Raw genomic sequence first — 24,177 nt, 5'->3', positions numbered from 1 at the left:
ATCAGTCAGCAGTCTGAGACTAGTGTCCGACGGCTGATTGCCGTTATCAATCTGGAGTCTCGTACTCCCAGAGGGTCCTCAGGCGACTGAGGTCCGAATAAAGGTGGAACCGCGTGTCAACGTCCTTGCAAAGTTTTTTTGCGAGGGCTTTTTATTATATTTAAATTAGAAGATTAACCTATTTTCCTTTGGCAAAGCGGTAAACTTCGTCTTCAATTTTTTAGAAGTCCAAAAATAAGTGTCAGATAATGGCTAGTGTGTGAAAGAGAGGTGGCAAGATGGTTATGCTAAAAGGTCTCAGGCAGATCAATCCCTATGTAGCGGGGCAGCAGCCCAATGAGCCAGACATGATTAAGCTCAATACCAATGAAAATGCTTATGGACCGAGTCCTAAGGTGGCAGAGGCCCTGCAGAACTTTGATGCCCAGGACTTGCGCAAGTATTCCAGTTTGGATCAGGCAGAGCTCTGTCAGGCTTTGGCGACAAACTTGGGTGTATCACCCGACCAGCTCATTATCGGCAATGGGAGTGACGACATCTTGTCCATGGCTTTCCTGGCTTTCTTTAACAGCGGCGAGTCGGTCTTATTTCCGGACTTGACCTATGGTTTTTACAAGGTCTGGGCGGACCTCTACCATGTTCCTTTTCGAGAAATCCCACTGACAGCTGATTTTGAGGTCCATCCGTCAGATTATTTTGGAGATAACGGCGGCATTATCCTAGCTAATCCCAATGCCCCGACGGGGATTTATCTGCCACTGGATCAGTTGGAAGAAATTCTAGCGTCCAATCAGGATGTGGTAGTGGTGGTGGATGAGGCCTACATTCACTTTGGCGGTCAATCTGCTCTGCCTCTTCTAGACACCTATCCCAACCTCTTTATCACACGGACCTTTTCCAAGGACGCAGCCTTGGCTGGTCTGCGGGTGGGCTACGGCATCGGGCATCCAGACTTAATAGCTGTCATGAAAGCCGTTAAGGACTCCATCAATCCTTACTCAGTGGATATGTTAGCAGAGCGCTTAGCCCTTGCGGCAGTGGAAGATTGGGATTATTATCTCGAGACCGGTCGAGCCATCCAAGAGACCCGAGATTGGTTTGTTGAGGAATTGGCTGCGCTGGATTTCCAAGTCCTGCCCAGTCAGACCAACTTTGTCCTAGCGCAGCCTACTAGAATCTCTGCAGCAGAGCTTTTCCAGCAGCTAGAAGAGAGTCGGATTTATGTGCGGTATTTTCCAAAAGCAGAACGAATCAAAGACTTCCTGCGTATCTCTATCGGACGGCGAGAGGAGATGGAGACAGTTCTAGCAGCTATCAAAGAAATTTGCAGCTGCTGAGAGTTTGACTCAAAGCCAGCCAGTGTAAGAATAGAGCAAGAAAGGAAAGCAGCCTATGAATAAAATCACCCTTCCGATTGGCATGCATGACAAGCTTTTCAAGAGGGCGCGTGTGACTTACGAGATTGAGCGGGACATCAGTGATTTCCTGATGGCTCAGGGCTTCAATCGGATTGACACGCCGACTTTGGAGCACTTCGAGGTCTTCAGTGACCATGTGGAGCCCCATCATTATCATCTTTTCGATAAAAAAGGCGAGCTACTGGTACTACGGCCAGATGTGACCAGCCAGATTGGTCGGGTTATTGCTTCGACCAGGGTGCATACGCCGACCAAGTTTTCCTATTCGGGCAAGGTATTTCACTATCAAGAAGAGCTGCGAGGTCTTGCCAACGAGCTCAGCCAAGCTGGTATTGAGATTATCGGCTATCCAGCTCGCGAGGCGGTACTTGAGGCTATCAAGACAGCCAAGCAGTCGCTGGATTTAGCGCAGGTTAAGTCTTATCAGTTTGAGTTTTCCCATGCAGCAATCCTGAAGACAATTCTAGAGAGTCTGGCCTTGGATTCGCATGATGAGGCCCAGCTGCTAGATTATATTCGCAAGAAAAACAGGACGGGAATCTTTGAATTCACCCAGACCAGACCTAGTGAGTTTGATGATTTTTTGCAGGAGCTACCCTATTTGTTTGGTCCTAGCCAACAGGTTTTAGCTAGGGCCAGAGAGATTGTTGACAACGAGCAGATATTGACGGCTCTAGATGATGTAGAGCAGGTTCTGCAGAGCCTATCAGGCTTGCTGGAGCAGACAACCATGGACTTGGGGCAGGTAGCAGCTATGCCTTACTATACTGGTCTGACCTTCAAGGTCTTTGGCGACCGAGTGCCAGATGCCTTTCTATCTGGTGGTCGCTATGACCAGCTTTTCAAGCGCTTCGGGGCAGCAGAGCTGACAGCTATCGGCTGGTCCCTAGACATTGACAGTGTCTATCAGGCCATTCATGATGACCTACCTGACGAGAGCGGAAAGGAAGGTGATGGCAGATGAGTCAGATTACCATTGCCCTGACCAAGGGGCGGATTGAGGAAGATACGGTCAAGCTCTTGACCCAGGCTGGCTTTGATATGTCCTTCATGGCAGACAAGGGGCGCAGCTTGATTTTTGAAAGTCCAGACAGTCGTTTTCGCTTTCTCTTGGTCAAAGGGCCTGACGTGACGACCTATGTGCGCCATGGAGTCGCTGATTTGGGCATTGTCGGCAAGGATATTCTCTTTGAGCATCCGACCGGCTATCTGGAGCTGCTGGATCTGAACTTTGGCCTTTGTAAATTCTCACTGGCCTCGGTGCCCAGCTATGACTCTCATGATCACAAGCGCAAGCGGATTGCGACCAAGTACCCGACGGTGGCAACTGATTATTTTAATCAAAAAGGGGAAGATGTGGAAATTATCTCCATCCAAGGTAGTGTGGAGATTTCACCAGTTCTGGGCTTGGCGGATGCCATTGTTGATATTGTGGAGACGGGGCATACCCTGTCAGCTAACGGCCTGCTGGTTTTTGAAGACATTTGCCGAGTATCAGCCCGGCTCATTGCTAATCAGGCTTCCCTGAAAAATAACCCGGATATCATGCCTTTTGTGGCAAGGATTGAATCCCTAGTAGGAAGAAGAGAGGTGGCTTTTAAATGACAATTATCAAGCGTTTAAGCGGAAGTAACGAAGAAATTTCACAGATTTTATACGAAGAGCAGCTGCAGCTTAGTCAGCAGAACTTAGATGTGGAAGAAGCAGTGGCTGAGATTATAGAAACAGTCAAACAAGACGGTGACCAAGCTTTAAGAGACTATACCATGCTCTTTGACAAGGTTGAGGTGACAGATTTTGAGATTGGGCAGGAGCTGATTGATCAGGCTTTTGAGGAGATTGATTCAGAGGTCTTGGCCGCCCTGAAAAATGCCCAAGCTAATATCGAATCCTACCACCGCCAGCAGTTGGAGACTGGTTTTGAGGACAGTCCCAGCGAGGGCGTTGTCCGTGGTCAGTTGATTCGGCCGATTGAGCGGGTCGGCACCTATGTACCTGGCGGCACCGCAGCCTATCCGTCCTCCGTTCTCATGAATGTTATCCCAGCCAAGATTGCTGGTGTCAAAGAAATCATCATGATTACACCGCCCCAAGAGCACTTTACTCCAGCGATTTTGGTCGCTGCCAAGCTGGCAGGTGTGGATCGGATTTTCCAAATTGGCGGAGCCCAAGGTGTAGCAGCTCTGGCTTATGGAACGGAGACCATTCCCAAGGTGGATAAGATAACGGGACCAGGAAATATCTTTGTGGCTACAGCCAAGAAGATGGTTTATGGTGTCGTGGGAATTGACATGATTGCCGGACCTTCGGAGATTGGAGTCATTGCAGATTGCTCAGCCAGTCCGGTCTATGTGGCAGCTGACCTCTTGTCGCAAGCTGAGCACGACAAGCTGGCTCGGGCTATTCTGGTGACCGACTCGGAGGAGCTGGCAGACCAAGTCGAAGCAGAACTGGACAGACAGCTGAAAGAGCTGCCGCGAGAGAAAATCGCGCGTGCTTCGATTGAGAACAACGGCCGCATCATCCTTGCACCCTCGAAGGAAGCCATGTTTGAGCTCATGAATCAGGTGGCACCGGAGCATTTGGAAATTGCCATGGATGATGCTTACAGCTATCTAGATCAGGTTGAAAATGCTGGCTCTGTCTTTCTGGGGCATTATACTAGCGAGCCAATCGGTGACTACTATGCGGGAGCCAACCACGTTTTACCGACCACTAGCACCAGCCGTTTTTCATCAGCTCTGGGTGTCTATGACTTCATCAAGCGCATCCAGTACACCCAGTACAGCCGTGCTGCTGTAGGAGCAGCTGACAAGGATATTACCAGTCTGGCCTATGCAGAAGGCCTGCAGGGACATGCCAAGGCCATAGAAGCCCGCAGACAGGAAAAATAAAAGGAGTTGCCATGAGACAAGCTGAAATTAAGCGTAAAACACAGGAGACCGATATTGAACTGGCTGTCAATCTGGACCAACAGGAGCCGGTAGCTATCGAGACCGGTGTCGGATTCTTTGACCATATGTTGACACTTTTTGCCCGCCACAGTCGGATTTCTCTGACGGTCAAGGCTGAAGGCGACCTTTGGGTGGACAGCCACCATACAGTTGAGGATGTGGGTATCGTGCTGGGACAGGCTCTGCGTCAGGCCTTGGGAGACAAGGCAGGTATCAACCGCTACGGAACTAGCTTTGTGCCCATGGACGAAACGCTGGGTATGGCCAGTCTGGACCTATCCGGTCGCTCCTATCTGGTCTTTGAGGCGGATTTTGATAATCCCAAGCTAGGGAATTTTGATACCGAGCTGGTGGAGGAATTTTTCCAAGCCCTAGCCTTTAATCTGCAGATGAATCTGCACCTGAAAATCCTTCATGGCAAGAACTCCCATCACAAAGCGGAAAGCCTCTTTAAAGCGACTGGACGAGCTCTGCGGGAGGCTATTACGATAAATTCAGAAATTCATGGAGTCAACTCCACCAAGGGCTTGCTCTAGCTTGCCCTTCTGAGTGAAAGGAGTTGATGTAGAGATGATGATTGTTATTGATTATGACGCGGGAAATACTGCCAATGTTCTCCGTGCTCTGGCTCAGGTCGGAGTAGAAGCGCGCCTGTCAGCTGATCCTCAGGAAATTTTGGACGCTGATGGATTGATTTTACCAGGTGTCGGTGCTTTTCCTGCGGCTATTCAGGAGTTGGAAAGGCGAGGGCTGGTCTCCGTTATCCAGCAGGCTGTGGCCGATGGCAAGCCTCTCTTGGGCATTTGCTTAGGCATGCAGCTCCTGCTGGAGTCTGGATTGGAGAATGGTCAAAGTTGTGGACTGGGCTTGATTCCCGGTGTTTGCCGCCGGATTCCGGACCAGGCTGGTCTGCCTGTGCCTCACATGGGCTGGAATGACTTACAGGTCCAGCAGTCGTCTGCTTTGACAGCTGGTCTAGAGGGCCAGTCAGTCTATTTTGTCCATAGCTACTATACAGATGTTCCGGAAGAGTACTTGGATGTGACGGCTGATTATGGGCGACCTATCCCAGCTATGATTCACCGAGGATCGGTCTTTGGCTGTCAGTTTCACCCAGAAAAGTCAGGGACTGTCGGTCTCGGTATCCTAGAGAAGTTTAAGGAGTATGTCTATGAAAATACTGCCCGCTATTGATATCAAAGACGGCCAGGCCGTCCGCCTTTTTAAAGGGGATTTTAGTCAGAAGACGGTAGTCAATCCCGATGTCTTGGAGCAAGCTCGAGTTTTCAAAGAAGCCGGTGTTACCATGATTCATGTGGTTGACTTGGACGGAGCCTTAGAAGGTCGGGCGGCCAATCGAGATCTGATTGCCCAGATTAAAGCGGAAACTGGCCTAGCTATCCAAGTCGGGGGCGGCATCCGTAATCTGGATCAGATTGAAGATTACCTGGCGGTCGGTATTGATCGTGTCATTATTGGCTCTATGGCTGTTAAGAATCCTGATTTTGTAGAGACCGCACTGGAGTACTTTGGAAGCAGCAAAATCGTGATTGGCATTGATGCGAAAGAGGGGCTAGTTGCGACTGAGGGTTGGCTGGAGACCAGCAATCAGAACTATATCAGCCTGGCGCTGGCCATGGAAAAAATCGGCGTCCGACTCTTTGTCTATACAGATGTGGACCGAGACGGGACTCTGACTGGTCCCAATATCCAGCATTACAAAAAATTGCTGGCGTCCCTCAAGCATGCTCAAGTCATTGCCTCTGGTGGCATCCAGTCAGCGGATGACTTAGAAGAACTGAAAAAACTGGGCTTGGCTGGTGCCATTGTGGGCAAGGCCTATTATAGTGGACGAATTAGCCTAAATCAGATCAAGGAAGCAGAAAGGGGCTAGCCATGCTGAAAAAACGAATCATTCCCTGTCTGGATGTCAAGGACGGTCGGGTGGTCAAGGGCATCAACTTTGTCAATCTGACTGATGTGGGAGATCCAGTTGATGCGGCCAAGGCCTACTATGAAGCAGGCTGCGATGAGTTGGTCTTTCTGGACATCACCGCCACCCATGAGGAGCGGGACACGACGGTCGAGATGGTCCGGCGCGTGGCGGAGCAGGTTTTCATTCCCTTTACAGTCGGAGGCGGCATTCGTACGGTTGAGGACATGAAGCGGATGCTGCAGGCTGGGGCGGATAAGGTTGCAGTTAATTCATCAGCATTGGCAAATCCTCAGCTTTTAGCTGACTGCGCTGAGAAATTCGGCAGTCAATGCGTGGTGCTAGCCGTGGATGCTAAGAAAGAAGCGGATGGCAGCTGGCATGTCTATCTGGCTGGCGGCCGTAAGGACAGCGGTCGCGACCTGTTAGACTGGGTTCAAGAAGCTGTCAGTCTTGGAGCGGGGGAAATTCTTTTGACCAGTATGGACAAGGACGGGACAAAGTCTGGTTTTGACTTGCCAATGCTGGAAGCTGTCTCTCAAGTGGTTTCCGTTCCTATCATCGCATCTGGTGGTGCTGGCAGTAGCCAGCATATCCTTGAAGTTTTTGAAAGGACTGCAGCGACGGGTGCTTTGGCAGCTTCAATTTTCCATTATGGTCAGGTCTCCATCACAGAGACCAAAAAAGCCATGCAGGCAGCTGGATTGGAGGTGCGCATCTGATGACAGAAGTAAAGTTAGATTTTCAAAAGCAAGGCGGTCTCATACCTGCCATTATCCTAGACCACACCAGCAAAGAAGTCCTTATGCTGGCCTATCTCAATGAAGAAGCCTACAAGCTGACCCGCACCAGCGGTCAGATGTGGTACTGGAGCCGGTCACGTCAGGAGCTTTGGCATAAGGGAGCCACCAGCGGCCACTACCAGACTGTCAAAAAAATCACAGCTGACTGCGACCTAGATACCCTGCTGATCGAGGTAGACCAGCTGGGAGCAGCCTGCCACACCGGTACCAAATCTTGCTTTTTCCATACAATCTGGGATGAACAAGACAACAAAACTGACTAAAAGCTCCCTTGCTTTATTATTTGGTTAATGCAAAAATAAAACTAAGAAGTCAGTATCGAGCCTCCGGTCCGCCATTGGAAAGAATTGCTTTTTATAGTAAAATAAGGACAGTAACAAGGAGATACTATGCTAGAAACCCTCTATCAAGAAGCCCTCAAACGCAAAAAAGAGCCCAAGGAAGGCTCCTATACCAGCTATCTCTATGACAAGGGGCTGGACAAGATTCTCAAAAAAGTCGGTGAAGAAGCGACAGAAGTGGTCATTGCGGCTAAAAATGATGATAAGAACGAGATGGCCAATGAGACAGCTGATCTGCTCTACCATCTGGCGGTCGCTCTCGTCGAGACTGGCGTCAGTCTGGAAGAGGTAGAGACCGTCCTCCAGGCTCGACAGGGCAAGCAGAGCCGGATTCACGACCGACCTGAAATTGATAATTACTAAAAGGACACGAGATTTGCAGAAAGGCGGTCCAGCATGCGCGACAACCATCTTCACACCTATTTTTCCTATGATTCTGAGGCGGATTTCTGTGACTATCTGGACCATTATGAGGGCGAGATTGTCACCACTGAGCACTATGATTTGTCAAATCCCTACCCCTACGAAGCGGCTTCACCCCACGATGATGTGCCTGACTATGCGGCCTATTCAGCAAAAATAGCAGAGCTGAACCAGCAATATGGCAACCGCATCAAAAAGGGCATTGAAATTGGCTATTACGCTCCGCGTAAGGACGATATCCTAGCTTTCCTAGCGGACAAGGATTATGATCTCAAGCTCCTGTCTGTCCACCACAATGGCAGTTTTGACTATCTGGAAGATCCTGTCCTGCAGCTGGATAAGATGGAGTTAATTCCCTCCTACCTGAGAGAGTTAGAAGAGGCTATCGAGGCTGTGCCAGCAGATGTACTAGCTCACTTTGACTATGGTTTCCGAAAATTTGCGCTTACCGTAGAGGAGTTAAAAACTTTTGAACCAGAGCTACGACAGCTTTTCCAAAAGATGATTGACCACGATTTGGCCTTTGAGCTCAACTGCAAGTCCATGTACCTCTATGGACACGAGGAACTCTATATCTACGCTCTCTCTCTAGTCAAGGAGCTGGGAGGTCAGCGCTTTTCAGTGGGATCAGACGGCCACAAGCTGGAGCATTTCCGCTTGCAATTTGACCGAGTTGCCAAAATCTTAGCGGAGGCCGGCATAGGCGAGGAGCAGTTGATCTAGAAGGAGAAATCATGGCCGAGATTAGGCCCTTAAAATCAGAGGAAGTCCCGCTCTTAGAGGAATTTCTTTACCAAGCTATTTTTATTCTCCAAGGTCTAGCGCCGCTTTCTAGAAGAATCCTGAAAGAGTCAGATTTAGAGATGTATATCAAGGACTTTGGCAAGCAGCCAGATGATTGGGCTTTAGTTGCAGAAATGGACGACCGGTTGGTCGGAGCCGTTTGGATTCGCATCATGAAAGATTACAGTTATTATGACGACCAGACGCCCTCTCTGTCCATTTCATTCCTGCCTGAGTTCAGAAGCCAAGGACTAGGCCAGCAGTTGATGACGGCCATGCTGGACTTGCTCAAGGCTAAAGGCTACCCAAGTGTCTCCCTCTCCGTTTCCAAAGATAATCCCGCCGCTCACTTTTATAAAAGATTGGGCTTTGTTACGGTTGAAGAGAGGGAAGATGACTATTTGATGCTGTGTCGATTGTAATAAGAAAAGAAAACTCATGAAATTAGAACGATTAATTTATATTTTATTAGCTCTTTTGAACAAGAAACAGATAACAGCTAAAGAAATTGCTGAACGTTTTGAAATATCTACCCGCACAGTATATCGAGATATGGATACGCTCAGCTTAGCTGGAATCCCTATCTACTCTGAACGTGGGGATAAAGGTGGTTTTTATATACCGGATGACTACAAGATGGACAGCAGCTTTTTCACAGAAGAAGAAAAGCAGTTTATCATCAATATGAGCCAAAATGTTGGCAAAATTGTTGGACATCCTAGTTTTGATAATATTGAGCATAAGCTTGTTTCTCAAGAAGCGGCCGATAAGGTTAATCCTTTTTACTTCGATCTCAGTTCCTGGTCCCTCAATACAAATTATTTACTTGAAATTGAGCAGGCTATACAAACAGGGAAGAAAGTTTCCTTTTCTTATTTTTCTAAAAAACAAGAACGAAGTCGGCGAACGATTCTTCCTCATCGACTGATTTTTAAACTAAATGCTTGGTATGTTATCGGCTACTGTTTAGAAAAGTTAGATTTTCGTTTTTTCAAACTCAGCAGAATTCGTGATTTGCAGCCAGCAGAAGAGGCTGTCGATGTTGGAGATTACCCACTTTTATCTCAAGAAAAGCTAGATCTTTTTCTAAATCCGTCTAAAGATAAAGTTGAGGGCAATAAAGAAGAAGTAGAGTTGATTTTCACAGAATCTGCGCTTCCAAAAATTTATGATCATTTCACAGAACAAGAAATCACTGTTGAGCAAACAAGGATAAAGGTACATGCTTTCAGAGCATTAACACCGGCTTTTTTTGAATTGATTTTAAGTTTTGCTCATCAAGTAAAGGTCATATCACCAAAAATCTTACAGGATAAATTAATTGATTCTCTTCAAAAAAATCTTCAGCAATATGACAGACTGTAGTCATATTGCTTTTTGTATACTCTTAAGTGGGCATAAACTTTCATTGGTTTGAAAACAGCCTAAATAATTTTTGGAGGTTCCAAATGGATACAAGAACATTAGTAGAAAGCTATTTTACCGCAGTCAATAAAGGTGGCTGGGAAGATTTCGTAGCTGAAAACTTTGATTATGGGATGTGCGACAGTCAAGAAATCAGGCAAGGTCGTGATGTTTATCTGCAAGGTGCAGGTCAATTCTATGCTTTAAGTCAACATCTTGAAGTGAAGAAGTTATTGGTAGAGGGACGAGAAGTAGTGGCTTTAAATCGCTATCGCCTGCAGTCGCCACACGGAAATGAACTAGAGTTGGATGTGGCAGAATTTTTAAAATTTGACGAATCAGATAAATTGATTGCGTCTACTATTTACTTTGATACTCATCGTTTCCAAGAGTTTATGCAAGGGAGATAGGCATGTAGAAAAGTCACCGAATGGTGGCTTTTTCAGTAACCAATGACTTCTACAAATGCTTTATCGTATTATTTGTAAGTTTTCTTGCCAAGTGGTAAAATAAAGCCGAAATAAAATATGTTCTCCTAGAGCAATCTAATCGATTAGGAACAATTAATTTGACTGTTTTTCGTAGTCATTAAAGGAGTTGATTTTATGTCTAATACTAGGCGAGCAGTGCTAGCACTGAGCTTGGGTATTTTGTTATTGCTAGCAGCGGGAGTTCTACTGCAGGTTCATTTTTGGAGAATGATCATTTTGCTAGGTCTATTCTTTTTTGCGGAAGTATTTATCATCTGGTACTCGGGAAGCAAGTCTAAGTCGCAGATTAATGGCAGGCAAAGCCTTGACCTCTTCTGGCTTTATATCAAACGCTTGAAAATTTTTTATATTACAATTATGTGTGTCGCAATTCCTTTCGTTTCTCTGTCTTCCAATCCTGCTTTCGATTTGTTTTTTGTTCTTGAGCTGTTAGTATTCTTACTCTTAAGCAATTATATCTTAAGCTCTCATGGTATTCAACCGCCCAAGAAAGAGAGGGCTCTTAGAGTCTAATTGCTTTGTTTGCAGCAGTCGATTTGATTGCTGTTTTTTCAAAAAAAGCCTGGATTTTTCCAGGCTTTTTAGTGAAATGTGCAGGCTTAGTGTGCTACACGTTTGCGAGCTGCTTTTTTACGGTTTTCTTCGATGAAAGCTGCTTTTTGTTCTTCAGGTTCGATGACTTTTTTCTTAACTGCATATACTGCGCCTGCCACAGCAGCAACAGTAGCTGCAACTCCTGTAAGAACGCCTTTTCCAAATCCTTTAGCCATGTGATTTCTCCTTTTCTGAACTTTTATTATTTATGTTATAATTAATAGTAACGAAAAATCAAAATTTTTTCAAGGAAAAAAGATGAAAACCAAGATAATTGTGATAGTGGGGCCTACGGCAGTTGGAAAAACAGCTCTGAGTATCGAGGTAGCCAAGCGCTTCAATGGCCAGATCATCAGTGGTGACAGCCAGCAGGTCTATCGTGGCTTGGATATTGGTACGGCCAAGATTCGTCCTGAAGAGCAAGAGGGCATTCCCCATTATCTGCTGGATGTGCGGGAGGTTGGAGAAAGCTACTCGGCCTATGATTTTGTGACTGGGGCGGCTCAGGCAATTCGTGAGATTGCGGCTCAAGGTCAGCTGCCCATCATTTGCGGTGGCACAGGGCTCTATATCCAGAGCTTGCTCGAGGGCTATCATCTGGGCGGCTCCGTTCCTCACGAGGAGATTCTGGCCTATCGGGCGCAGCTGGACAGTTGGTCAGATGAGGATTTGTTTGAAAAAATAGCAGGGCTGAGTATCGAGATTCCCCAACTGAATCGACGCAGGGCTATGAGGGCGCTGGAGATTGCTCAGTTAGGCGGGCAACTAGAAAACAATCAACCAGACTATGAAGCCCTGCTGATTTGCCTAGATGATGAGCGAGAGCGACTTTATGATCGAATCAATCAGCGAGTAGATCTGATGCTAGAAGCTGGACTTTTAGAAGAAGCCCGTTGGCTGTTTGAGAAAGCTCCGACCAGTCAATCCAGCAAGGGTATCGGCTACAAGGAACTTTTCCCCTACTTTGAAGGTCAGATAAGTCTTGAAGAGGCAGTGGACAAGCTCAAGCAGAATACCCGTCGTTTCGCCAAGCGCCAGCTAACTTGGTTTCGCAACCGGATGTCCGTGACCTTCTATCAGGTGGGAAATCCAGACTATAAAAATAAGGTCATGGAGGACATCAAGAATTTTCTGGACAAGTAGCTGGCTGACCAAGTCTTAGTAAGGATATGAGATGATAGAAACAGAGAAAAAAACAGAGCGTGTCTTTCTGGTCGGTGTGGAGCTAGCAGACACGGAGAATTTTGACCTATCCATGGAGGAACTGCAAAGTCTAGCTAAGACCGCAGGGGCAGAGGTAGTCGGGTCTTACAGCCAGAAGCGGGAAAAGTATGATAGCAAGACCTTTGTCGGTTCTGGCAAGTTAGAAGAGATTCGGCAGATGGTTGATGCCGAGGAGATTTCGACCGTCATAGTCAATAACCGACTGACACCTCGCCAAAATGTCAATCTGGAGGAAAGCTTGGGCGTTAAGGTCATTGACCGTATGCAGCTGATTTTGGATATTTTTGCCATGAGAGCTAGGAGTCATGAGGGCAAGCTGCAGGTGCATCTGGCCCAGCTTAAGTATCTGCTGCCTCGCTTGGTTGGTCAGGGAATTATGCTCAGCCGTCAAGCTGGTGGAATCGGATCCCGCGGTCCTGGTGAAAGCCAGCTGGAGCTCAATCGACGCAGTGTCCGCAATCAGATTCATGATATTGAGCGCCAGCTCAAAGCAGTGGAGAAAAATCGGGCTACCGTTCGTGAAAAACGGCTGGAATCCAGCATTTTCAAAATCGGCCTCATTGGCTATACCAATGCTGGAAAGTCTACAATCATGAACTGCTTGACCAGTAAGAGCCAGTATGAGGCCGACGAACTTTTTGCGACGCTAGACGCTACGACTAAGAACATCAACCTCAGTGGTCAGCTCAATGTCACTCTGACGGACACAGTTGGCTTCATTCAGGATTTGCCTACAGAGCTGGTATCTAGCTTTAAATCCACACTGGAAGAGAGTAAAAATGTCGATTTGCTGGTTCATGTCATTGACGCCAGCGACCCTCATCATGAGGAGCACGAAAAGACTGTCCTCGACATCATGAAAGAGCTGGACATGCTGGATATTCCCCGGCTGACTCTCTATAACAAAGCGGACAAGGCGGAGGATTTCACTCCGACCTTGACTCCTTATTCTTTGATTTCGGCTAAGGCGGACAATAGCAGAGCTCTTTTGCAGCAAGTCCTGCTGGAGCGGATGAAAGAGCTTTTTTTGCCTTTTAGCATCAAGGTAGCACCGGCTAAAGCCTACAAGATTCATGATTTAGAGAAAGTCGTGATTATGCGAAATCGAGAATACATAGAGGATGTTGAAGTCATTTCAGGCTGGATTGCCGAGAAAAACAAATGGAAACTGGAAGAATTTTATGACTGATTATATTGACCTGGCCCTGAATTACGGCGGTTTTACAAGTCTAGACAGGGTCTACTTAGAGCAAGTATTGGCTGGACTGACAGAGGAGCAGAAGCGTAGCTTCATCACTCCTCCGCCCAGCGTTATCAATGCTTACTTTGCTGAGCTTTATCAAAAGAAAAGTCCGGAAGCCGCGTCAGCCTATTTTCTAGAAATTACTCAAGCGCTGGACTTGTGGAATCCAAAGCCCAGCTTTCTAGAAACTAAACCTTTTGTCCGACTCAATCTTTCTGGCAAGTCCTATGGATTTTGCTATGAGAGTGAGGAAGTCGGCTTGGTCTTCCCTGAAAAGCCAGAGCCGGTATCAGCTGATTTACTCTTTGAAATTGCCCAAGTCTTTCCACAGTACTTGGTCTACGAAGAAGCTGGGAGAATAAAAATGGCACCTCTCAAAGCAGAATCTCAAGTCTTGGACAGTCAGGCGCTGACTGCTTTGACCGATTGGCAGCAGCTGGCGGATGGCAGCCAGAGAGTTCTTGGCTACAATCAAGATGAAGTCAGTCAGCTAGCCCAGTCCTATGCTGGCAGGAAATACTATCACTCGCAGAATCGCTCTGCCATGATTTATATCATTTAGAAAGAAAAACATGCAATTACAATTTTTAGGAACCGGAGCCGGTCAGCCGTCCAAAGCCCGCAATGTGTCCAGTCTTGTCCTCAAGCTGTTAGAAGAGATCAATGAGGTCTGGATGTTTGACTGCGGTGAGGGGACCCAGCACCAGATCTTGGAGACGACGATTAAACCGCGCAAAATCAGCAAGATTTTCATCACGCATCTGCATGGCGACCATATTTTTGGCTTGCCGGGCTTTTTATCCAGTCGTTCTTTTCAGGCTAATGAAGAGCAGACTGACTTGGAAATTTATGGTCCCAAAGGCATTAAAAACTTTGTCCTGTCTGGCCTGCGCGTGTCTGGTTCTCGTCTGCCTTATCGGATTGATTTTCATGAGTTTGATGAGAACAGTCTGGGCAAGATTCTGGAAACGGACAAGTTCACTGTTTATGCGGATAAGCTGGATCACACGATTTTCTGTGTGGGCTATCGGGTGATGCAGAAAGATTTGGAAGGAACGCTGGATGCAGACAAACTACGGGCAGCGGGCGTACCTTTTGGTCCCCTCTTTGGCAAGGTCAAGAACGGTCAGGATATCGTCCTAGAAGATGGGACCAAAATCATCGCAGCCGACTATATATCAGCCCCTCGTCCAGGCAAGACCATTGCTATTCTGGGTGATACTCGGAAGACTGCTGCAAGCGTTCGCTTAGCAGTAGCAGCAGATGTGCTGGTACATGAAGCGACCTATGGCAAGGGAGACGAAAAACTGGCCCGCAATCACGGTCATTCTACCAATATGCAAGCCGCAGAAGTAGCCAAGGAAGCAGGTGCCAAGCGCCTTCTCCTCAACCATATCAGTGCTCGCTTTCTAGCTAAGGACATTAGCCAAATGCGCCGCGATGCCAGCGCTATCTTTGAAAAGGTCCATGTGGTCAAGGACTTGGAAGAGGTGGAGATATGAGAACCATCATCATCACTGGGGCTAGCGGTGGACTGGCCCAAGAAATGGTTAAGCTCTTGCCCCATGACCGACTGATTTTGGTCGGACGGAGCAAGGCTAAGCTAGAAAAACTATATGGAGAAAGGGAAAATCTTGACCTAGTGGAGCTGGATATCACAGACAGCTCAGCTTTGGAAAGATTTGCTGAGCGGATTGACAGTCAGTACGGTCACGTAGATGTCCTAGTCAATAACGCTGGCTATGGGATTTTTGAAGAATTTGACAAAATTAGCTCAAACGATATCGAGGCCATGTTTGAAGTCAATACCTTTGCCCTGATGAACCTGTCTCGTATCTTTGGGGCTCGTATGAAGCAGGAAGGTCAGGGACATATCGTCAATATCGTTAGTATGGCCGGCCTCATTGCAAGTAGCAAGTCAAGTCTTTACTCAGCGACCAAGTTTGCAGCTATTGGTTTTTCCAACGCCCTGCGTTTGGAACTCTTGCCTTTTGGGGTCTATGTCACGACGGTGAACCCAGGTCCTATCAAAACTTCCTTTTTCGATCAGGAAGATCCTGATGGTTCCTATGTAAAAGCAGTGGATAAGTATATCTTGGAGCCTGACTTTGTAGCAGGAAAAATCGTCAGTTCCTTTGGCAAAAAGAGGCGGGAAATTAATCTACCTGGGATTCTCAATCTAGCTCACAAGCTTTATACCCTTTTTCCAAGAATTGCCGACAAGATGGCAGCTAATATGTTTAACTATAAGTGAGGTTTCATGACAGCAAATCTACAAGCTTACAAAGCTCATCTGCAGGCGCCTTGGGGCAAACTTCAGTATGATATTATTTTTGCCTTTCTTGAGTCGCTGAGGGGCCAGAAAATTCTTGATTTCGGCAGTGGTTTTGGAATTGTGGCTGATTTTCTAGCGGAAAAGAACCAAGTGACCGCCATTGAGCCGAGCCCAGAAATGATTGCCGAGCGCAAACAGGACTTTTTCTATGAGCAATTGCAAGGCAGCTTGGAGCTTCTGCAAAATCTGCCGGACCAGTCTTTTGATGTCATCGTCTGTCATAATGTCTTAGAGTATGTATCTGACCCTGCTCTCTATTTGACAGAATTTTCCCGCCTCTTAAAAAAGGACGGCAAAATTTCTCTGGTCAAGCATCACGAGGTCGGGCGTATTATGCATACGGTGGTTTTTGAAAATAATCCAGAAAAAGCCCAGCAGCTTTTGGCGGGTGAGACATATCAAACCCACAGCATGGGAGCTGCTAAGGTCTATCAGATACAAGATGTGATTTCAGGTCTTCCATTAGAAGTTGAGGATTATCAAGGGATACGGATTTTTTACGGCTTGCAGGCCAATGAATATAAAACTGCCCCTAACTGGGCTGAAAAGATGCTTGAGATGGAGCTGGCAGTCTGCAACCAATCTCCTTATCGGGACATCGCTGCCTTTCAGCATGTTTGGCTAGTCAAGTCCTAGGTCAAAGGAAAAAAGTTCTCATTTACATCTTAAACAAACCTCGTAAGGAGAAAGCTTGATGCAAAAGAGAGAAGTCATAGGGCCAAGGCAGCCAGTCAATTATGCCCTCCTCAGCCTTTTTCAATATATCGCTTCTATTTTGGTAATTCTGGTTCACTGCCAGAGGCTTTTTGAACATGAAGCTCTACATTTTATTCAGAAGAGTATGTTTGGCCGCATGGCGGTCCCTTTCTTTTTAATTTCTTCAGCCTATTTTTTCCGAGTACGCTGGAAGCGAGAGCACGGTTCTACGAAACTGACTCTGTATATTAAAGGAATTTTAAAGGTCTATGGCTTTTGGAGCTTGGTCTATCTCCCCTATGCTTTGACTTATTTCCAATCACTGCATTTGCCCCTCTACCTAGCTCCGCTGGCTATATTAGCAGCGCTCCTCTACATCGGAATGAGTTACCAGCTCTGGTATATCCCCGCCTTTCTCTTAGGCTTGCTGCTGGTCCATTTTTTGTATAGGAAGTTAGGCTCTAAGAAAACATTTGTCCTTTTACTGGTTCTCTATGCCTTAGGTGCTATTGAGACTTATCACGCCTATTTGGCTCCTAGTCTGCTGACAGACTGGTATGATGCCTATGCCAAACTCTTTTTCACCAGCAGGAATGGCCTCTTCTATACGCCCATTTTTATCTATTTAGGCTACTTTCTAGCTGATTATGGGCAGGTAGCATTATTTCAGAAAAAACGCTGGCTATCTCTTCTGCTGGCAAGTCTTTTCCTGGTAGGTGAAGGAGTTCTGGTCTACACCAGGCAGGGACTGGATAAAAACTTTTTCTTTGCTCTCATTCCCTTTACACTTTTCTTATTCAATTGGCTGTTAAAAGCAGAGTGGAAGCGCGAAAAAAACTGGCGACATTTAAAAGATCTAAGTATCCTTTATTTCTTCCTCCATCCTATCTTTATTGAGTTATCTTTCTTTCTGCTCAAATCCCAGCAGCTGACCAAGTGGGAAAATGGCCGTTGGGCCTTCCTTCTGACGATTATCCTGACCCACCTGATGTCAGAGTTGGTGATTGGATGGCGAGGGAAAGGTTAAATGTATCACTAAAAAATTTGTCATGTTTAAGATGAATAGTTACTACTTCTTTATCTAAAATAAAACACACGCATTAAGTTTAGTTTAATGCGTGTGTTTTTAGTTAAGGAATAAGTTAAGCAGAACACCTTTTATATGTCCTTCTACGATTTCAGTGAATTATCCTTTGTGTTATCTCCTTCAGCTATGCCATAGACTGTTGCTAACTGGATTATTTTCTTTGCCCATTTACTATGCGGCTTCATTTCATTCATCCGGTTTTCTTTATATCCTTTTATTACACCAATTTGCTGCTGATTTGTATTAAGAATTGTCAGAGCATCTTGGTAGTCTTCTAAACTAACAATGTTATTCTCAGCAATAAGGCTTAGCTGAGAAGGATGGATGCAAGTTTTTCCAATGAATCCATTAAGTCTGTCTAATTCTAGCTCTTTTTTCAATCCATGAGCCCAATTCCCGTCTTGAAAACGGCTATTAAAGTATTCCCATACTGGTCCTGAACAGATATAATCAGCGGAAAAAATATTTAATATATCTGTTAGACAGTCAGCAATAAGTTTAACATCGTAGATAGTCTGGTGAACATTACGACGAATACCGAAAATATTGCTAAAATCAGTTGCTCCCACACGGATATTTAAAACTTTCTCTTTATAGGGTTTTAATAACTCTGATATAAAAAGAAGTTCTTCCATTCGGGTATTCTTTTTCATGATGCTTTCGCTTTCAAGAATTGGCATTATGTAAAATGTTTGATTCGTTCTTTTGCTGAATTTGTCGAAAACTTGAAGGTAGGTAGCAGCAGTAGTAGAATCAAATTTAGGAAAATTAAATCCAGAAACTAGTTTAAAGATATCAGGAGAAGAATGGTCGAGCATCTGATTAAATTGTTGGGAAGAACGGACTCGGATAAAAATTAAAGGAAGAGAATCAAAATCTAGTTGGCCGGTTTCCAAAGCTTGATTCAGTTTGTCTAAAGTCTCAAAGAGCTGTGATTCAGCTTGATGAACAGTTCCATCTCCGATAGAATCTTCTAGATCTAGACAGATTGAGCTACAGCAAGGATGGAGGCCAGCAATGATTTCATCAACTATCTGAGTTCGATGAGCGGGCATATAAAGAAGTCCAGATATTGCATATTGCAATAAATCTTTAGGGGAATTTTGATTAAATTGGCATCCTTCTTTAAATAGGGGTATAGAATCATAAGTAAATTTCATTCAAATCTTCCATTCAACACTTTTAAGTTTTTTGTTCGAGGACTACTGAAAGAATATCCTCAGCGCCTTCTATTCCTTGATTAACTATCATATAGTCATCTTTATTATCGATAAGCTGGTAAACTTCACTGTTCTTTGGTATCATTTTTATATCGCCTAAAGATAAGAATCCAGCATCTAATTTTCCGTCACCCGAAGTAATAAGAAATTCTTCTTTGAGATAGTCTTGTAAAAAAGAAAGAGCGTTTTCTTTAGAAATTTCTTTAGGGATGATGTAAAGTTTAAGCCCCTGAAGAGTGAAAGTCCATTCTAAATTTTTTAAATCTTTTTCAAGACTTGGCAAGATAAACTCTTGAACGATATCCTGATCTTCGGTAACTTTAGTAAAAAAGAATAAATTGTCAACCAAAGATGGAGTTCTAGTTAAGTATTTTTGATATTTAGTTAAAATGTCTAAGATTTTAGGATAATCTAAAGCTTGTATTTGTCGAGTTCTTTCGATGTGTTCCTGCCAGACTTTTAAAGGTTGACCGTTATGTAAAATGATTCCACCATTAGCAACAACAGCATAAGGGCAGTCCTGTAGGGGTATAATTCGGGAGAATTGCGCTAGAGAGCGAGTTGTAATTGGAAGTAAATGGATATCGGAGCGGTTTTTAACTTTTGCCAGTAATTCCAATGCTCTATGGCTCATATAGGAGATTTCACGTCCGTCTAGATGTTCTACACAAGAAACAGTCTGATAATTTTCAACAAACTTATTAGAATAAATAATGGTTCTATCTAAATCAGTAGCAAAAAGCATAATATTCCTCTCTTTATTGGGACTGATATTTGTAAAGGTTTAATTGAAAACAAAATTTTTAAAATTTTAATCAGTTATATTTAATAGTTATTACAGTTAGATTGATTGTCTTAAATTTTTGGTCAAACTAAAATGATAGAATAGTTTAATCTCAAATGTCTTAAGAGAATAAATTTTAGTTTTCAAAGAGTACAATTCATCAAACTATACCAATCTTACTATAAATGAGCTAATAAGTCTAGTCTTCAAGTATTTTATAAAAAAATTCTAGAAGATTATTGGAATGTATAATTAAAATGAGCAATTTTTCCTATTTATTAAACATTCATACACACTTCTGCAAAAAATGATAAGTAAAAGGCCGAAAAACTAGTGTTTCAGCCTTTTCATAACTAACATTTATTTTGTAAGAGCTTTTCGAATAAAGTCTATAGGAATAATCAGAACAGCAATAGCAAGAGCTACAATATAGTGTTCAATATCCATAGGAACTGTGTTGAAGACCTGCCCACCAAACTGAATGATTAAAGATTGGACGATAGCAATAGAAATCATAACAATAGAGAACTTTTTGTTTTCTGAAATATGTTCAAAAACATTAAGTCCGGTACTTCGAGTATTGAGGGAATTGAAGATAATCGCATAGATAAATACAGTAAAAGTGAAGGTAGTTACCATTTCAAAGTTTCCGCTTCCATTAGTAATAAAATCTTGAATACCAGCTACATTTTTAAGAATAGCAAGACAAACAATAGTAATGAAAATGCTAGCAACTCCAATAGCAGACTTCATATACTTTGTTAGGATATTAGCTTTTTTAGCTACTGGCTTTTCATTCATATACCGTTCTAAGGTAGGTTCTTCACCAAATGCTAGAGCAGCTAGAGTATCCATGATAAGGTTAATCCAAAGGATTTGAATGATTGTAAATGGCTCTTTCAGACCAAAAAGAGGAGAGAGAAGAGACATAGCAATAGTAGTTAAATTAACTGTCAGCTGGAAAATAATGAATTTGCTAACTGATTTGCTCATTGTCCGGCCGTAAAGCACAGCTTTTTCGATAGACGTCAAACTATTGTTTAAAATAACAATATCAGAGGCTTCACGGGCAACCTCAGTTCCGTCTCCCATAGAGAAACCAACATCAGCAGCTTTAAGAGCAGGTGAGTCGTTTACTCCATCACCAGTCATACCACAAACCATATCAAGGTCTTGTGCTGCTTCGATTAAGCGCTTCTTATCCATAGGTAAGGCGCGGCTTACTACTTTCATATTAGGGAGTTGCGCTTTTAATTCTTCGTCAGAGAGGTTTTCTAGCTCATCATGAGTTAGGATTAAATCTGTACCACTGGTAACAATTCCTGCTTCTTTAGCAATGGCAATAGCTGTTTCTTTACGGTCTCCTGTAACCATAACTACTTGAACTCCAGCTTTGTTCATTGTTTCAACAGTTTGTTTAATAGAATCTCTTACATTATCTCGAATACATACAATAGCAATCAAGATTTTATCTGAGCCTTCTTTTTTAAGAATAGCAAGAAGACGCATAGAACGATTAGCCTGTTCCAAAGAGAGTGCAGAGAATTTATCTTTATCAGCTGCAGTAAAAGCAGTCTTATTTCCGTCTTTATCAAGATAGAAATGACAATCGTCTAAAATAAATTCTGGTGCTCCTTTGATGTAAATTTCGCCTGACTTAGTTGTAACACTAGCATATTTTTTAGCAGAATTAAACTGTTCTTTTTCAGCAATAGTGTTTGTATCGAAATCTAAGAGATTACGGTTGATTAGAAAATCTAAAAGAGCACGGTCAGTTGCGTTACTTCCGACAGCTATACCGTCTGCAACATTAGCGTCATTATTCAAACCAATACCATGAATAACTTGCTTGAGTAACTTTTCAGACATACTAGAGAAATCAGCAGCAGAACTCTCATCAGTTGTCTCATAAAGAGTTCCATCGCCAAGGAAGAAATCAACAACAGATAGTTTTCCTTCTGTAATTGTTCCAGTTTTATCGCTGAAAAGGATATTCATATAACCTGCTGTTTCAATAGTATCTGGATGGCGAACCAGAATATTCTGAGCTAGCAAGCGGCCTGAGTTCATTGAAGACACAAGAGCCAGCATCATAGGCAATCCTTCTGGAACTGCCATGATAATGATAGTCACTGCAAAGAGAATTGTTTCAATGACTAATAAGAAAATAGATGAAAGATTCAAATTGTTTGCAGCATTTAAAGCAAGAAAACCAAGAACAAGGTTGATGACAGAGTAAGCCGCACCAGCACTGTATCCAAGAACGCCAATATTTTCTGCCAGTTTATTCAATTTCTCTTTCGATGGAGAATCTTTCCCATCCTCTTGGAGAGAGGTATTGATGCTTCCAAGAACAGTATGGTCACCAACCACAGTCGCTTCCATAACAGCTTCACCAGATGTTACCACAGTTCCACGGAAGATTTTTAATTCTGTAAAGAGGTCCTGACTATCTGGTTCTGCATTATCACCTAAAGCGATTTTTGTAGCATCTTCACTTTCTCCATTCAAGACAGCTTGATTTACCTTTAATTCTCCAGCAAGAATAATACCATCAACAGGAATTTTATCACCAGTTTGAAGAAGAATTTGGTCTCCTTTGACAATATCATCTACTAAAATTTCTTTAAGTTTACCGTCACGATAGACTTTAGCATTTGTTTTGCTGGCTTCTTCTTGTAACGTATTAAACTTTTGCTCATTCTGATATTGTGAGATAGCAGAAAATCCTGTTGACAGGAGAATGGCAAAAATCAAGGAAATTGCTTCGTACCAATTTGCTTCACCAATACCTGGGAAGAGCATGCCTATGAAGTTAAAAATAATTTTGAGTCCTAAGGCTGCAAGCAGAATCAAAATCCACTGATCCTTGAAAGCTTCAATAAAGATTGAAAGAAGTGAGTTGGCTTCTTTACTGGAAAGTTTATTATCTCCATGGGCTGACTTGCTTGCTGCAACCTCAGCTGAGCTTAGCCCTTTAAAGTTATTCATTTGGTTTATTTGTCCTTTCTAAAAATAAAGAGGCTGAGACAATAGTGTTCAGTCTCTTTTTTATATTTCAATAAAACTTGATATGGCAACTGTTTGTCTTTAGCTAAAGAGTGCAGCTATACCATTTAAATCAGCCTGCTTACCTTCCCCAATAGTGTGGAAGGCCCAAGTTGAACCATCTTTTACAAGTTCTGCAAAAACAACAGCTGTATCAGTAGAATAATCATCTTTAAGCTGGAACTTGCAAAGTTCAGAATTGTTCTCTGCATTAACTAAGCGAACATAGGAATTATTAACCATGCCAAATGTTTGACGACGAGCGATAGCCTGATCGATTGTAACAGCGCAAATGACCTTATGGGTACTTGGTGAGAGAGTAGCTAAATCCAAATTGATAACTTCATCATCACCATCACCTGCACCAGTACGGTTATCACCATTTAAGTGAATACCGGGAGCAGTTTTGTTATTATAAAAAATAACATCATTAGCAGAAGTAATTTTACCTGCCTCATTCAATAGGAATGCAGAAATATCAAGGTCAAAATCTGCACCACCAGCAGAGATATCCCAACCAGCGCATAAGTCAACTTTTGTAAGGCCTGGAGCCGCTTTAGCTAAGTCCAGAATAGTATTTTTTTCTAAATCAAGAGACACACCTCCTGCTGCAGGAGCAACTTCAGTGGGTGTTGGAGTAGGATTGGCAGGTCCGCCAAGTGAAGTGAAATTAATAGCCATTAGAGATTCCTTTCTGATTAACGGTAAGATTTTTCAATATCTTGGATTGAAGCGTTTAGGTATTCACCAACTGCTTTGAAGGTCCACCCATTGACAGTACGTGTAAGTTCAGCAAATTTAACGGCCGTCGCTTTGCCACCATCTTCTGATAGATTGAAGCGAGCGATTTCTTTTTCAGGACGTTGTGCCTGATCAACTAAGCGAACGTAGGCATTCTTTACTTGACCAAAATATTGTTTGCGATTTTGACCAGAATAGATAACAACTGCTACAACGATTTGAGCCACGTCTGGATGAATATTATTGAAATTCACAAACATGTTTTCATCATCACCGTCACCAGCACCGGTGAGGTTATCATGATCTAATTGAATACCTTGAGATTTCTTCTTGCTGAAATAGACAAGATTATTAACAGAGCGGGTAAGATGTCCAGAAGCATCAAGAAGGAAGGCACAAAGATCAAGGTCAAAGTCAGAGCCAAAGAGACTTGTCTTAACATCCCATCCTGCTGATACACGAATATTTTCTAAAGAGAAATCTGTTTTAGAAAGATTAAGGAAGTCATTTTTTGCAAGGTTAAGCATGCCTCCTTTATTTAAATCGAGTGTAACTTCACGCCCTTCCGTACTAGCTGTTTGAATAGGTGTGTTAGAAGCAGGAGCTTGAGTTTGTTGCTCATCTCCACCAAATAATTTACCAAAAAGTCCCATAA

General features: G+C 43.8%; 28 protein-coding genes. 22 read left to right on the top strand and 6 right to left on the bottom strand.

Annotation, left to right across the window (positions count from 1 at the left end):
* Positions 1–278 precede the first annotated feature (278 nt).
* The 15 genes from hisC (at position 279) to J1C86_RS06940 (ending at position 11,063) form a co-directional block, all read left to right on the top strand.
* Positions 279–1,337, top strand: a complete 1,059-nt coding sequence (gene hisC / locus J1C86_RS07010; protein ID WP_049543537.1) for a histidinol-phosphate transaminase — start codon at positions 279–281, stop codon at positions 1,335–1,337.
* A gap of 55 nt (positions 1,338–1,392) precedes the next feature.
* Positions 1,393–2,382 (top strand): ATP phosphoribosyltransferase regulatory subunit, encoded by a 990-nt coding sequence (locus J1C86_RS07005; protein WP_125405015.1) that lies wholly within the window; start codon positions 1,393–1,395, stop codon positions 2,380–2,382.
* Positions 2,379–3,023, top strand: a complete 645-nt coding sequence (gene hisG, locus J1C86_RS07000; protein ID WP_125405012.1) for an ATP phosphoribosyltransferase — start codon at positions 2,379–2,381, stop codon at positions 3,021–3,023. Before J1C86_RS07005 ends, hisG begins: the two co-directional genes overlap by 4 nt.
* Entirely contained in the window at positions 3,020–4,312 is a 1,293-nt protein-coding gene (gene hisD / locus J1C86_RS06995) for a histidinol dehydrogenase (RefSeq protein ID WP_125405009.1), read from the top strand. Before hisG ends, hisD begins: the two co-directional genes overlap by 4 nt.
* Before the next feature lie 11 nt (positions 4,313–4,323).
* Positions 4,324–4,908 (top strand): imidazoleglycerol-phosphate dehydratase HisB, encoded by a 585-nt coding sequence (gene hisB / locus J1C86_RS06990; RefSeq protein WP_125405006.1) that lies wholly within the window; start codon positions 4,324–4,326, stop codon positions 4,906–4,908.
* Between the two features lie 34 nt (positions 4,909–4,942).
* On the top strand, positions 4,943–5,566 hold the full coding sequence (gene hisH / locus J1C86_RS06985) for an imidazole glycerol phosphate synthase subunit HisH (RefSeq protein WP_125405002.1): 624 nt from the start codon (positions 4,943–4,945) through the stop codon (positions 5,564–5,566).
* The gene (gene hisA / locus J1C86_RS06980; protein ID WP_185755714.1) at positions 5,544–6,266 is read left to right on the top strand and encodes a 1-(5-phosphoribosyl)-5-[(5-phosphoribosylamino)methylideneamino]imidazole-4-carboxamide isomerase; all 723 of its coding nucleotides are present in this window, start codon (positions 5,544–5,546) and stop codon (positions 6,264–6,266) included. The genes hisH and hisA overlap by 23 nt, the downstream gene beginning before the upstream one ends.
* Before the next feature lie 2 nt (positions 6,267–6,268).
* On the top strand, positions 6,269–7,027 hold the full coding sequence (gene hisF / locus J1C86_RS06975) for an imidazole glycerol phosphate synthase subunit HisF (protein WP_008809342.1): 759 nt from the start codon (positions 6,269–6,271) through the stop codon (positions 7,025–7,027).
* The gene (gene hisI / locus J1C86_RS06970) at positions 7,027–7,371 is read left to right on the top strand and encodes a phosphoribosyl-AMP cyclohydrolase (protein ID WP_125404996.1); all 345 of its coding nucleotides are present in this window, start codon (positions 7,027–7,029) and stop codon (positions 7,369–7,371) included. The genes hisF and hisI overlap by 1 nt, the downstream gene beginning before the upstream one ends.
* 126 nt (positions 7,372–7,497) lie before the next feature.
* A complete protein-coding gene (gene hisE, locus J1C86_RS06965) occupies positions 7,498–7,812 on the top strand; it encodes a phosphoribosyl-ATP diphosphatase (RefSeq protein ID WP_125404992.1) in 315 nt (104 codons plus the stop codon).
* Between the two features lie 33 nt (positions 7,813–7,845).
* Positions 7,846–8,595: a PHP domain-containing protein gene (locus tag J1C86_RS06960; protein WP_002904739.1), complete on the top strand. Its 750-nt coding sequence runs from the start codon at positions 7,846–7,848 to the stop codon at positions 8,593–8,595.
* Positions 8,596–8,606: 11 nt separating this feature from the next.
* Positions 8,607–9,077 carry a GNAT family N-acetyltransferase gene (locus J1C86_RS06955; protein WP_125404989.1) on the top strand — a complete coding sequence of 157 codons (471 nt, stop codon included), beginning with the start codon at positions 8,607–8,609 and terminating at the stop codon, positions 9,075–9,077.
* Between the two features lie 16 nt (positions 9,078–9,093).
* Positions 9,094–10,020: a helix-turn-helix transcriptional regulator gene (locus J1C86_RS06950; RefSeq protein ID WP_125404986.1), complete on the top strand. Its 927-nt coding sequence runs from the start codon at positions 9,094–9,096 to the stop codon at positions 10,018–10,020.
* A gap of 83 nt (positions 10,021–10,103) precedes the next feature.
* Entirely contained in the window at positions 10,104–10,469 is a 366-nt protein-coding gene (locus tag J1C86_RS06945) for a nuclear transport factor 2 family protein (RefSeq protein WP_125404983.1), read from the top strand.
* A 195-nt stretch (positions 10,470–10,664) separates the two neighbouring features.
* Positions 10,665–11,063, top strand: coding sequence for a hypothetical protein (locus tag J1C86_RS06940; RefSeq protein ID WP_125409186.1), 399 nt, complete (start codon positions 10,665–10,667; stop codon positions 11,061–11,063).
* Between the two features lie 86 nt (positions 11,064–11,149).
* On the opposite strand, the gene J1C86_RS06935 is transcribed toward J1C86_RS06940, so the two are convergent.
* Positions 11,150–11,320, bottom strand: coding sequence for a DUF3042 family protein (locus J1C86_RS06935; protein WP_002895160.1), 171 nt, complete (start codon positions 11,318–11,320; stop codon positions 11,150–11,152).
* Between the two features lie 82 nt (positions 11,321–11,402).
* Here J1C86_RS06935 and miaA point away from each other — a divergent pair, with 82 nt between their 5' ends.
* Genes miaA through J1C86_RS06900 form a run of 7 tightly spaced genes read left to right on the top strand, consistent with a single transcriptional unit; the run spans position 11,403 to position 17,669 of the window.
* The gene (gene miaA / locus J1C86_RS06930; protein ID WP_125404977.1) at positions 11,403–12,287 is read left to right on the top strand and encodes a tRNA (adenosine(37)-N6)-dimethylallyltransferase MiaA; all 885 of its coding nucleotides are present in this window, start codon (positions 11,403–11,405) and stop codon (positions 12,285–12,287) included.
* 31 nt (positions 12,288–12,318) lie between these two features.
* Positions 12,319–13,557 (top strand): GTPase HflX, encoded by a 1,239-nt coding sequence (gene hflX / locus J1C86_RS06925; RefSeq protein ID WP_125404974.1) that lies wholly within the window; start codon positions 12,319–12,321, stop codon positions 13,555–13,557.
* The gene (locus J1C86_RS06920) at positions 13,550–14,173 is read left to right on the top strand and encodes a cystathionine beta-lyase (protein ID WP_185755713.1); all 624 of its coding nucleotides are present in this window, start codon (positions 13,550–13,552) and stop codon (positions 14,171–14,173) included. Before hflX ends, J1C86_RS06920 begins: the two co-directional genes overlap by 8 nt.
* A 10-nt stretch (positions 14,174–14,183) precedes the next feature.
* Complete coding sequence (rnz, locus tag J1C86_RS06915) at positions 14,184–15,113, top strand: ribonuclease Z (RefSeq protein WP_125404968.1); 930 nt, start codon at positions 14,184–14,186, stop codon at positions 15,111–15,113.
* Complete coding sequence (locus J1C86_RS06910) at positions 15,110–15,865, top strand: SDR family NAD(P)-dependent oxidoreductase (RefSeq protein ID WP_427150786.1); 756 nt, start codon at positions 15,110–15,112, stop codon at positions 15,863–15,865. The genes rnz and J1C86_RS06910 overlap by 4 nt, the downstream gene beginning before the upstream one ends.
* A gap of 6 nt (positions 15,866–15,871) precedes the next feature.
* Positions 15,872–16,582, top strand: a complete 711-nt coding sequence (locus J1C86_RS06905) for a class I SAM-dependent methyltransferase (protein ID WP_125409188.1) — start codon at positions 15,872–15,874, stop codon at positions 16,580–16,582.
* A 58-nt stretch (positions 16,583–16,640) separates the two neighbouring features.
* Positions 16,641–17,669 (top strand): acyltransferase family protein, encoded by a 1,029-nt coding sequence (locus tag J1C86_RS06900; RefSeq protein WP_125404961.1) that lies wholly within the window; start codon positions 16,641–16,643, stop codon positions 17,667–17,669.
* 143 nt (positions 17,670–17,812) lie between these two features.
* On the opposite strand, the gene J1C86_RS06895 is transcribed toward J1C86_RS06900, so the two are convergent.
* From J1C86_RS06895 to J1C86_RS06875, 5 genes are all read right to left on the bottom strand, one after another.
* Positions 17,813–18,889, bottom strand: a complete 1,077-nt coding sequence (locus tag J1C86_RS06895) for an HpcH/HpaI aldolase/citrate lyase family protein (protein WP_125404958.1) — start codon at positions 18,887–18,889, stop codon at positions 17,813–17,815.
* Positions 18,890–18,911: 22 nt separating this feature from the next.
* Positions 18,912–19,694 (bottom strand): HAD family hydrolase, encoded by a 783-nt coding sequence (locus tag J1C86_RS06890; RefSeq protein ID WP_125404955.1) that lies wholly within the window; start codon positions 19,692–19,694, stop codon positions 18,912–18,914.
* A gap of 399 nt (positions 19,695–20,093) precedes the next feature.
* Entirely contained in the window at positions 20,094–22,724 is a 2,631-nt protein-coding gene (locus tag J1C86_RS06885) for a calcium-translocating P-type ATPase, PMCA-type (protein WP_125404952.1), read from the bottom strand.
* 99 nt (positions 22,725–22,823) lie between these two features.
* On the bottom strand, positions 22,824–23,462 hold the full coding sequence (locus J1C86_RS06880) for a TerD family protein (RefSeq protein ID WP_125404949.1): 639 nt from the start codon (positions 23,460–23,462) through the stop codon (positions 22,824–22,826).
* A gap of 17 nt (positions 23,463–23,479) precedes the next feature.
* Positions 23,480–24,175, bottom strand: a complete 696-nt coding sequence (locus J1C86_RS06875; protein WP_125404947.1) for a TerD family protein — start codon at positions 24,173–24,175, stop codon at positions 23,480–23,482.
* Positions 24,176–24,177: the final 2 nt, after the last annotated feature.

Origin of the sequence: Streptococcus sanguinis (genome assembly GCF_050220005.1) — a bacterium.
GTDB classification, from domain to species: domain Bacteria; phylum Bacillota; class Bacilli; order Lactobacillales; family Streptococcaceae; genus Streptococcus; species Streptococcus sanguinis_Z.
This window is presented reverse-complemented; position numbering and strand designations above follow the sequence as displayed.

Excerpts from the sequence above, each read along its gene's own strand:
- hisC (WP_049543537.1), top strand. The coding sequence starts at position 279 with ATGGTTATGCTAAAAGGTCTCAGGCAGATCAATCCCTATGTAGCGGGG.
- J1C86_RS07005 (WP_125405015.1), top strand. The coding sequence starts at position 1,393 with ATGAATAAAATCACCCTTCCGATTGGCATGCATGACAAGCTTTTCAAG.
- hisG (WP_125405012.1), top strand. The coding sequence starts at position 2,379 with ATGAGTCAGATTACCATTGCCCTGACCAAGGGGCGGATTGAGGAAGAT.
- hisD (WP_125405009.1), top strand. The coding sequence starts at position 3,020 with ATGACAATTATCAAGCGTTTAAGCGGAAGTAACGAAGAAATTTCACAG.
- hisB (WP_125405006.1), top strand. The coding sequence starts at position 4,324 with ATGAGACAAGCTGAAATTAAGCGTAAAACACAGGAGACCGATATTGAA.
- hisH (WP_125405002.1), top strand. The coding sequence starts at position 4,943 with ATGATGATTGTTATTGATTATGACGCGGGAAATACTGCCAATGTTCTC.
- hisA (WP_185755714.1), top strand. The coding sequence starts at position 5,544 with ATGAAAATACTGCCCGCTATTGATATCAAAGACGGCCAGGCCGTCCGC.
- hisF (WP_008809342.1), top strand. The coding sequence starts at position 6,269 with ATGCTGAAAAAACGAATCATTCCCTGTCTGGATGTCAAGGACGGTCGG.
- hisI (WP_125404996.1), top strand. The coding sequence starts at position 7,027 with ATGACAGAAGTAAAGTTAGATTTTCAAAAGCAAGGCGGTCTCATACCT.
- hisE (WP_125404992.1), top strand. The coding sequence starts at position 7,498 with ATGCTAGAAACCCTCTATCAAGAAGCCCTCAAACGCAAAAAAGAGCCC.
- J1C86_RS06960 (WP_002904739.1), top strand. The coding sequence starts at position 7,846 with ATGCGCGACAACCATCTTCACACCTATTTTTCCTATGATTCTGAGGCG.
- J1C86_RS06955 (WP_125404989.1), top strand. The coding sequence starts at position 8,607 with ATGGCCGAGATTAGGCCCTTAAAATCAGAGGAAGTCCCGCTCTTAGAG.
- J1C86_RS06950 (WP_125404986.1), top strand. The coding sequence starts at position 9,094 with ATGAAATTAGAACGATTAATTTATATTTTATTAGCTCTTTTGAACAAG.
- J1C86_RS06945 (WP_125404983.1), top strand. The coding sequence starts at position 10,104 with ATGGATACAAGAACATTAGTAGAAAGCTATTTTACCGCAGTCAATAAA.
- J1C86_RS06940 (WP_125409186.1), top strand. The coding sequence starts at position 10,665 with ATGTCTAATACTAGGCGAGCAGTGCTAGCACTGAGCTTGGGTATTTTG.
- J1C86_RS06935 (WP_002895160.1), bottom strand. The coding sequence starts at position 11,320 with ATGGCTAAAGGATTTGGAAAAGGCGTTCTTACAGGAGTTGCAGCTACT.
- miaA (WP_125404977.1), top strand. The coding sequence starts at position 11,403 with ATGAAAACCAAGATAATTGTGATAGTGGGGCCTACGGCAGTTGGAAAA.
- hflX (WP_125404974.1), top strand. The coding sequence starts at position 12,319 with ATGATAGAAACAGAGAAAAAAACAGAGCGTGTCTTTCTGGTCGGTGTG.
- J1C86_RS06920 (WP_185755713.1), top strand. The coding sequence starts at position 13,550 with ATGACTGATTATATTGACCTGGCCCTGAATTACGGCGGTTTTACAAGT.
- rnz (WP_125404968.1), top strand. The coding sequence starts at position 14,184 with ATGCAATTACAATTTTTAGGAACCGGAGCCGGTCAGCCGTCCAAAGCC.
- J1C86_RS06910 (WP_427150786.1), top strand. The coding sequence starts at position 15,110 with ATGAGAACCATCATCATCACTGGGGCTAGCGGTGGACTGGCCCAAGAA.
- J1C86_RS06905 (WP_125409188.1), top strand. The coding sequence starts at position 15,872 with ATGACAGCAAATCTACAAGCTTACAAAGCTCATCTGCAGGCGCCTTGG.
- J1C86_RS06900 (WP_125404961.1), top strand. The coding sequence starts at position 16,641 with ATGCAAAAGAGAGAAGTCATAGGGCCAAGGCAGCCAGTCAATTATGCC.
- J1C86_RS06895 (WP_125404958.1), bottom strand. The coding sequence starts at position 18,889 with ATGAAATTTACTTATGATTCTATACCCCTATTTAAAGAAGGATGCCAA.
- J1C86_RS06890 (WP_125404955.1), bottom strand. The coding sequence starts at position 19,694 with ATGCTTTTTGCTACTGATTTAGATAGAACCATTATTTATTCTAATAAG.
- J1C86_RS06885 (WP_125404952.1), bottom strand. The coding sequence starts at position 22,724 with ATGAATAACTTTAAAGGGCTAAGCTCAGCTGAGGTTGCAGCAAGCAAG.
- J1C86_RS06880 (WP_125404949.1), bottom strand. The coding sequence starts at position 23,462 with ATGGCTATTAATTTCACTTCACTTGGCGGACCTGCCAATCCTACTCCA.
- J1C86_RS06875 (WP_125404947.1), bottom strand. The coding sequence starts at position 24,175 with ATGGGACTTTTTGGTAAATTATTTGGTGGAGATGAGCAACAAACTCAA.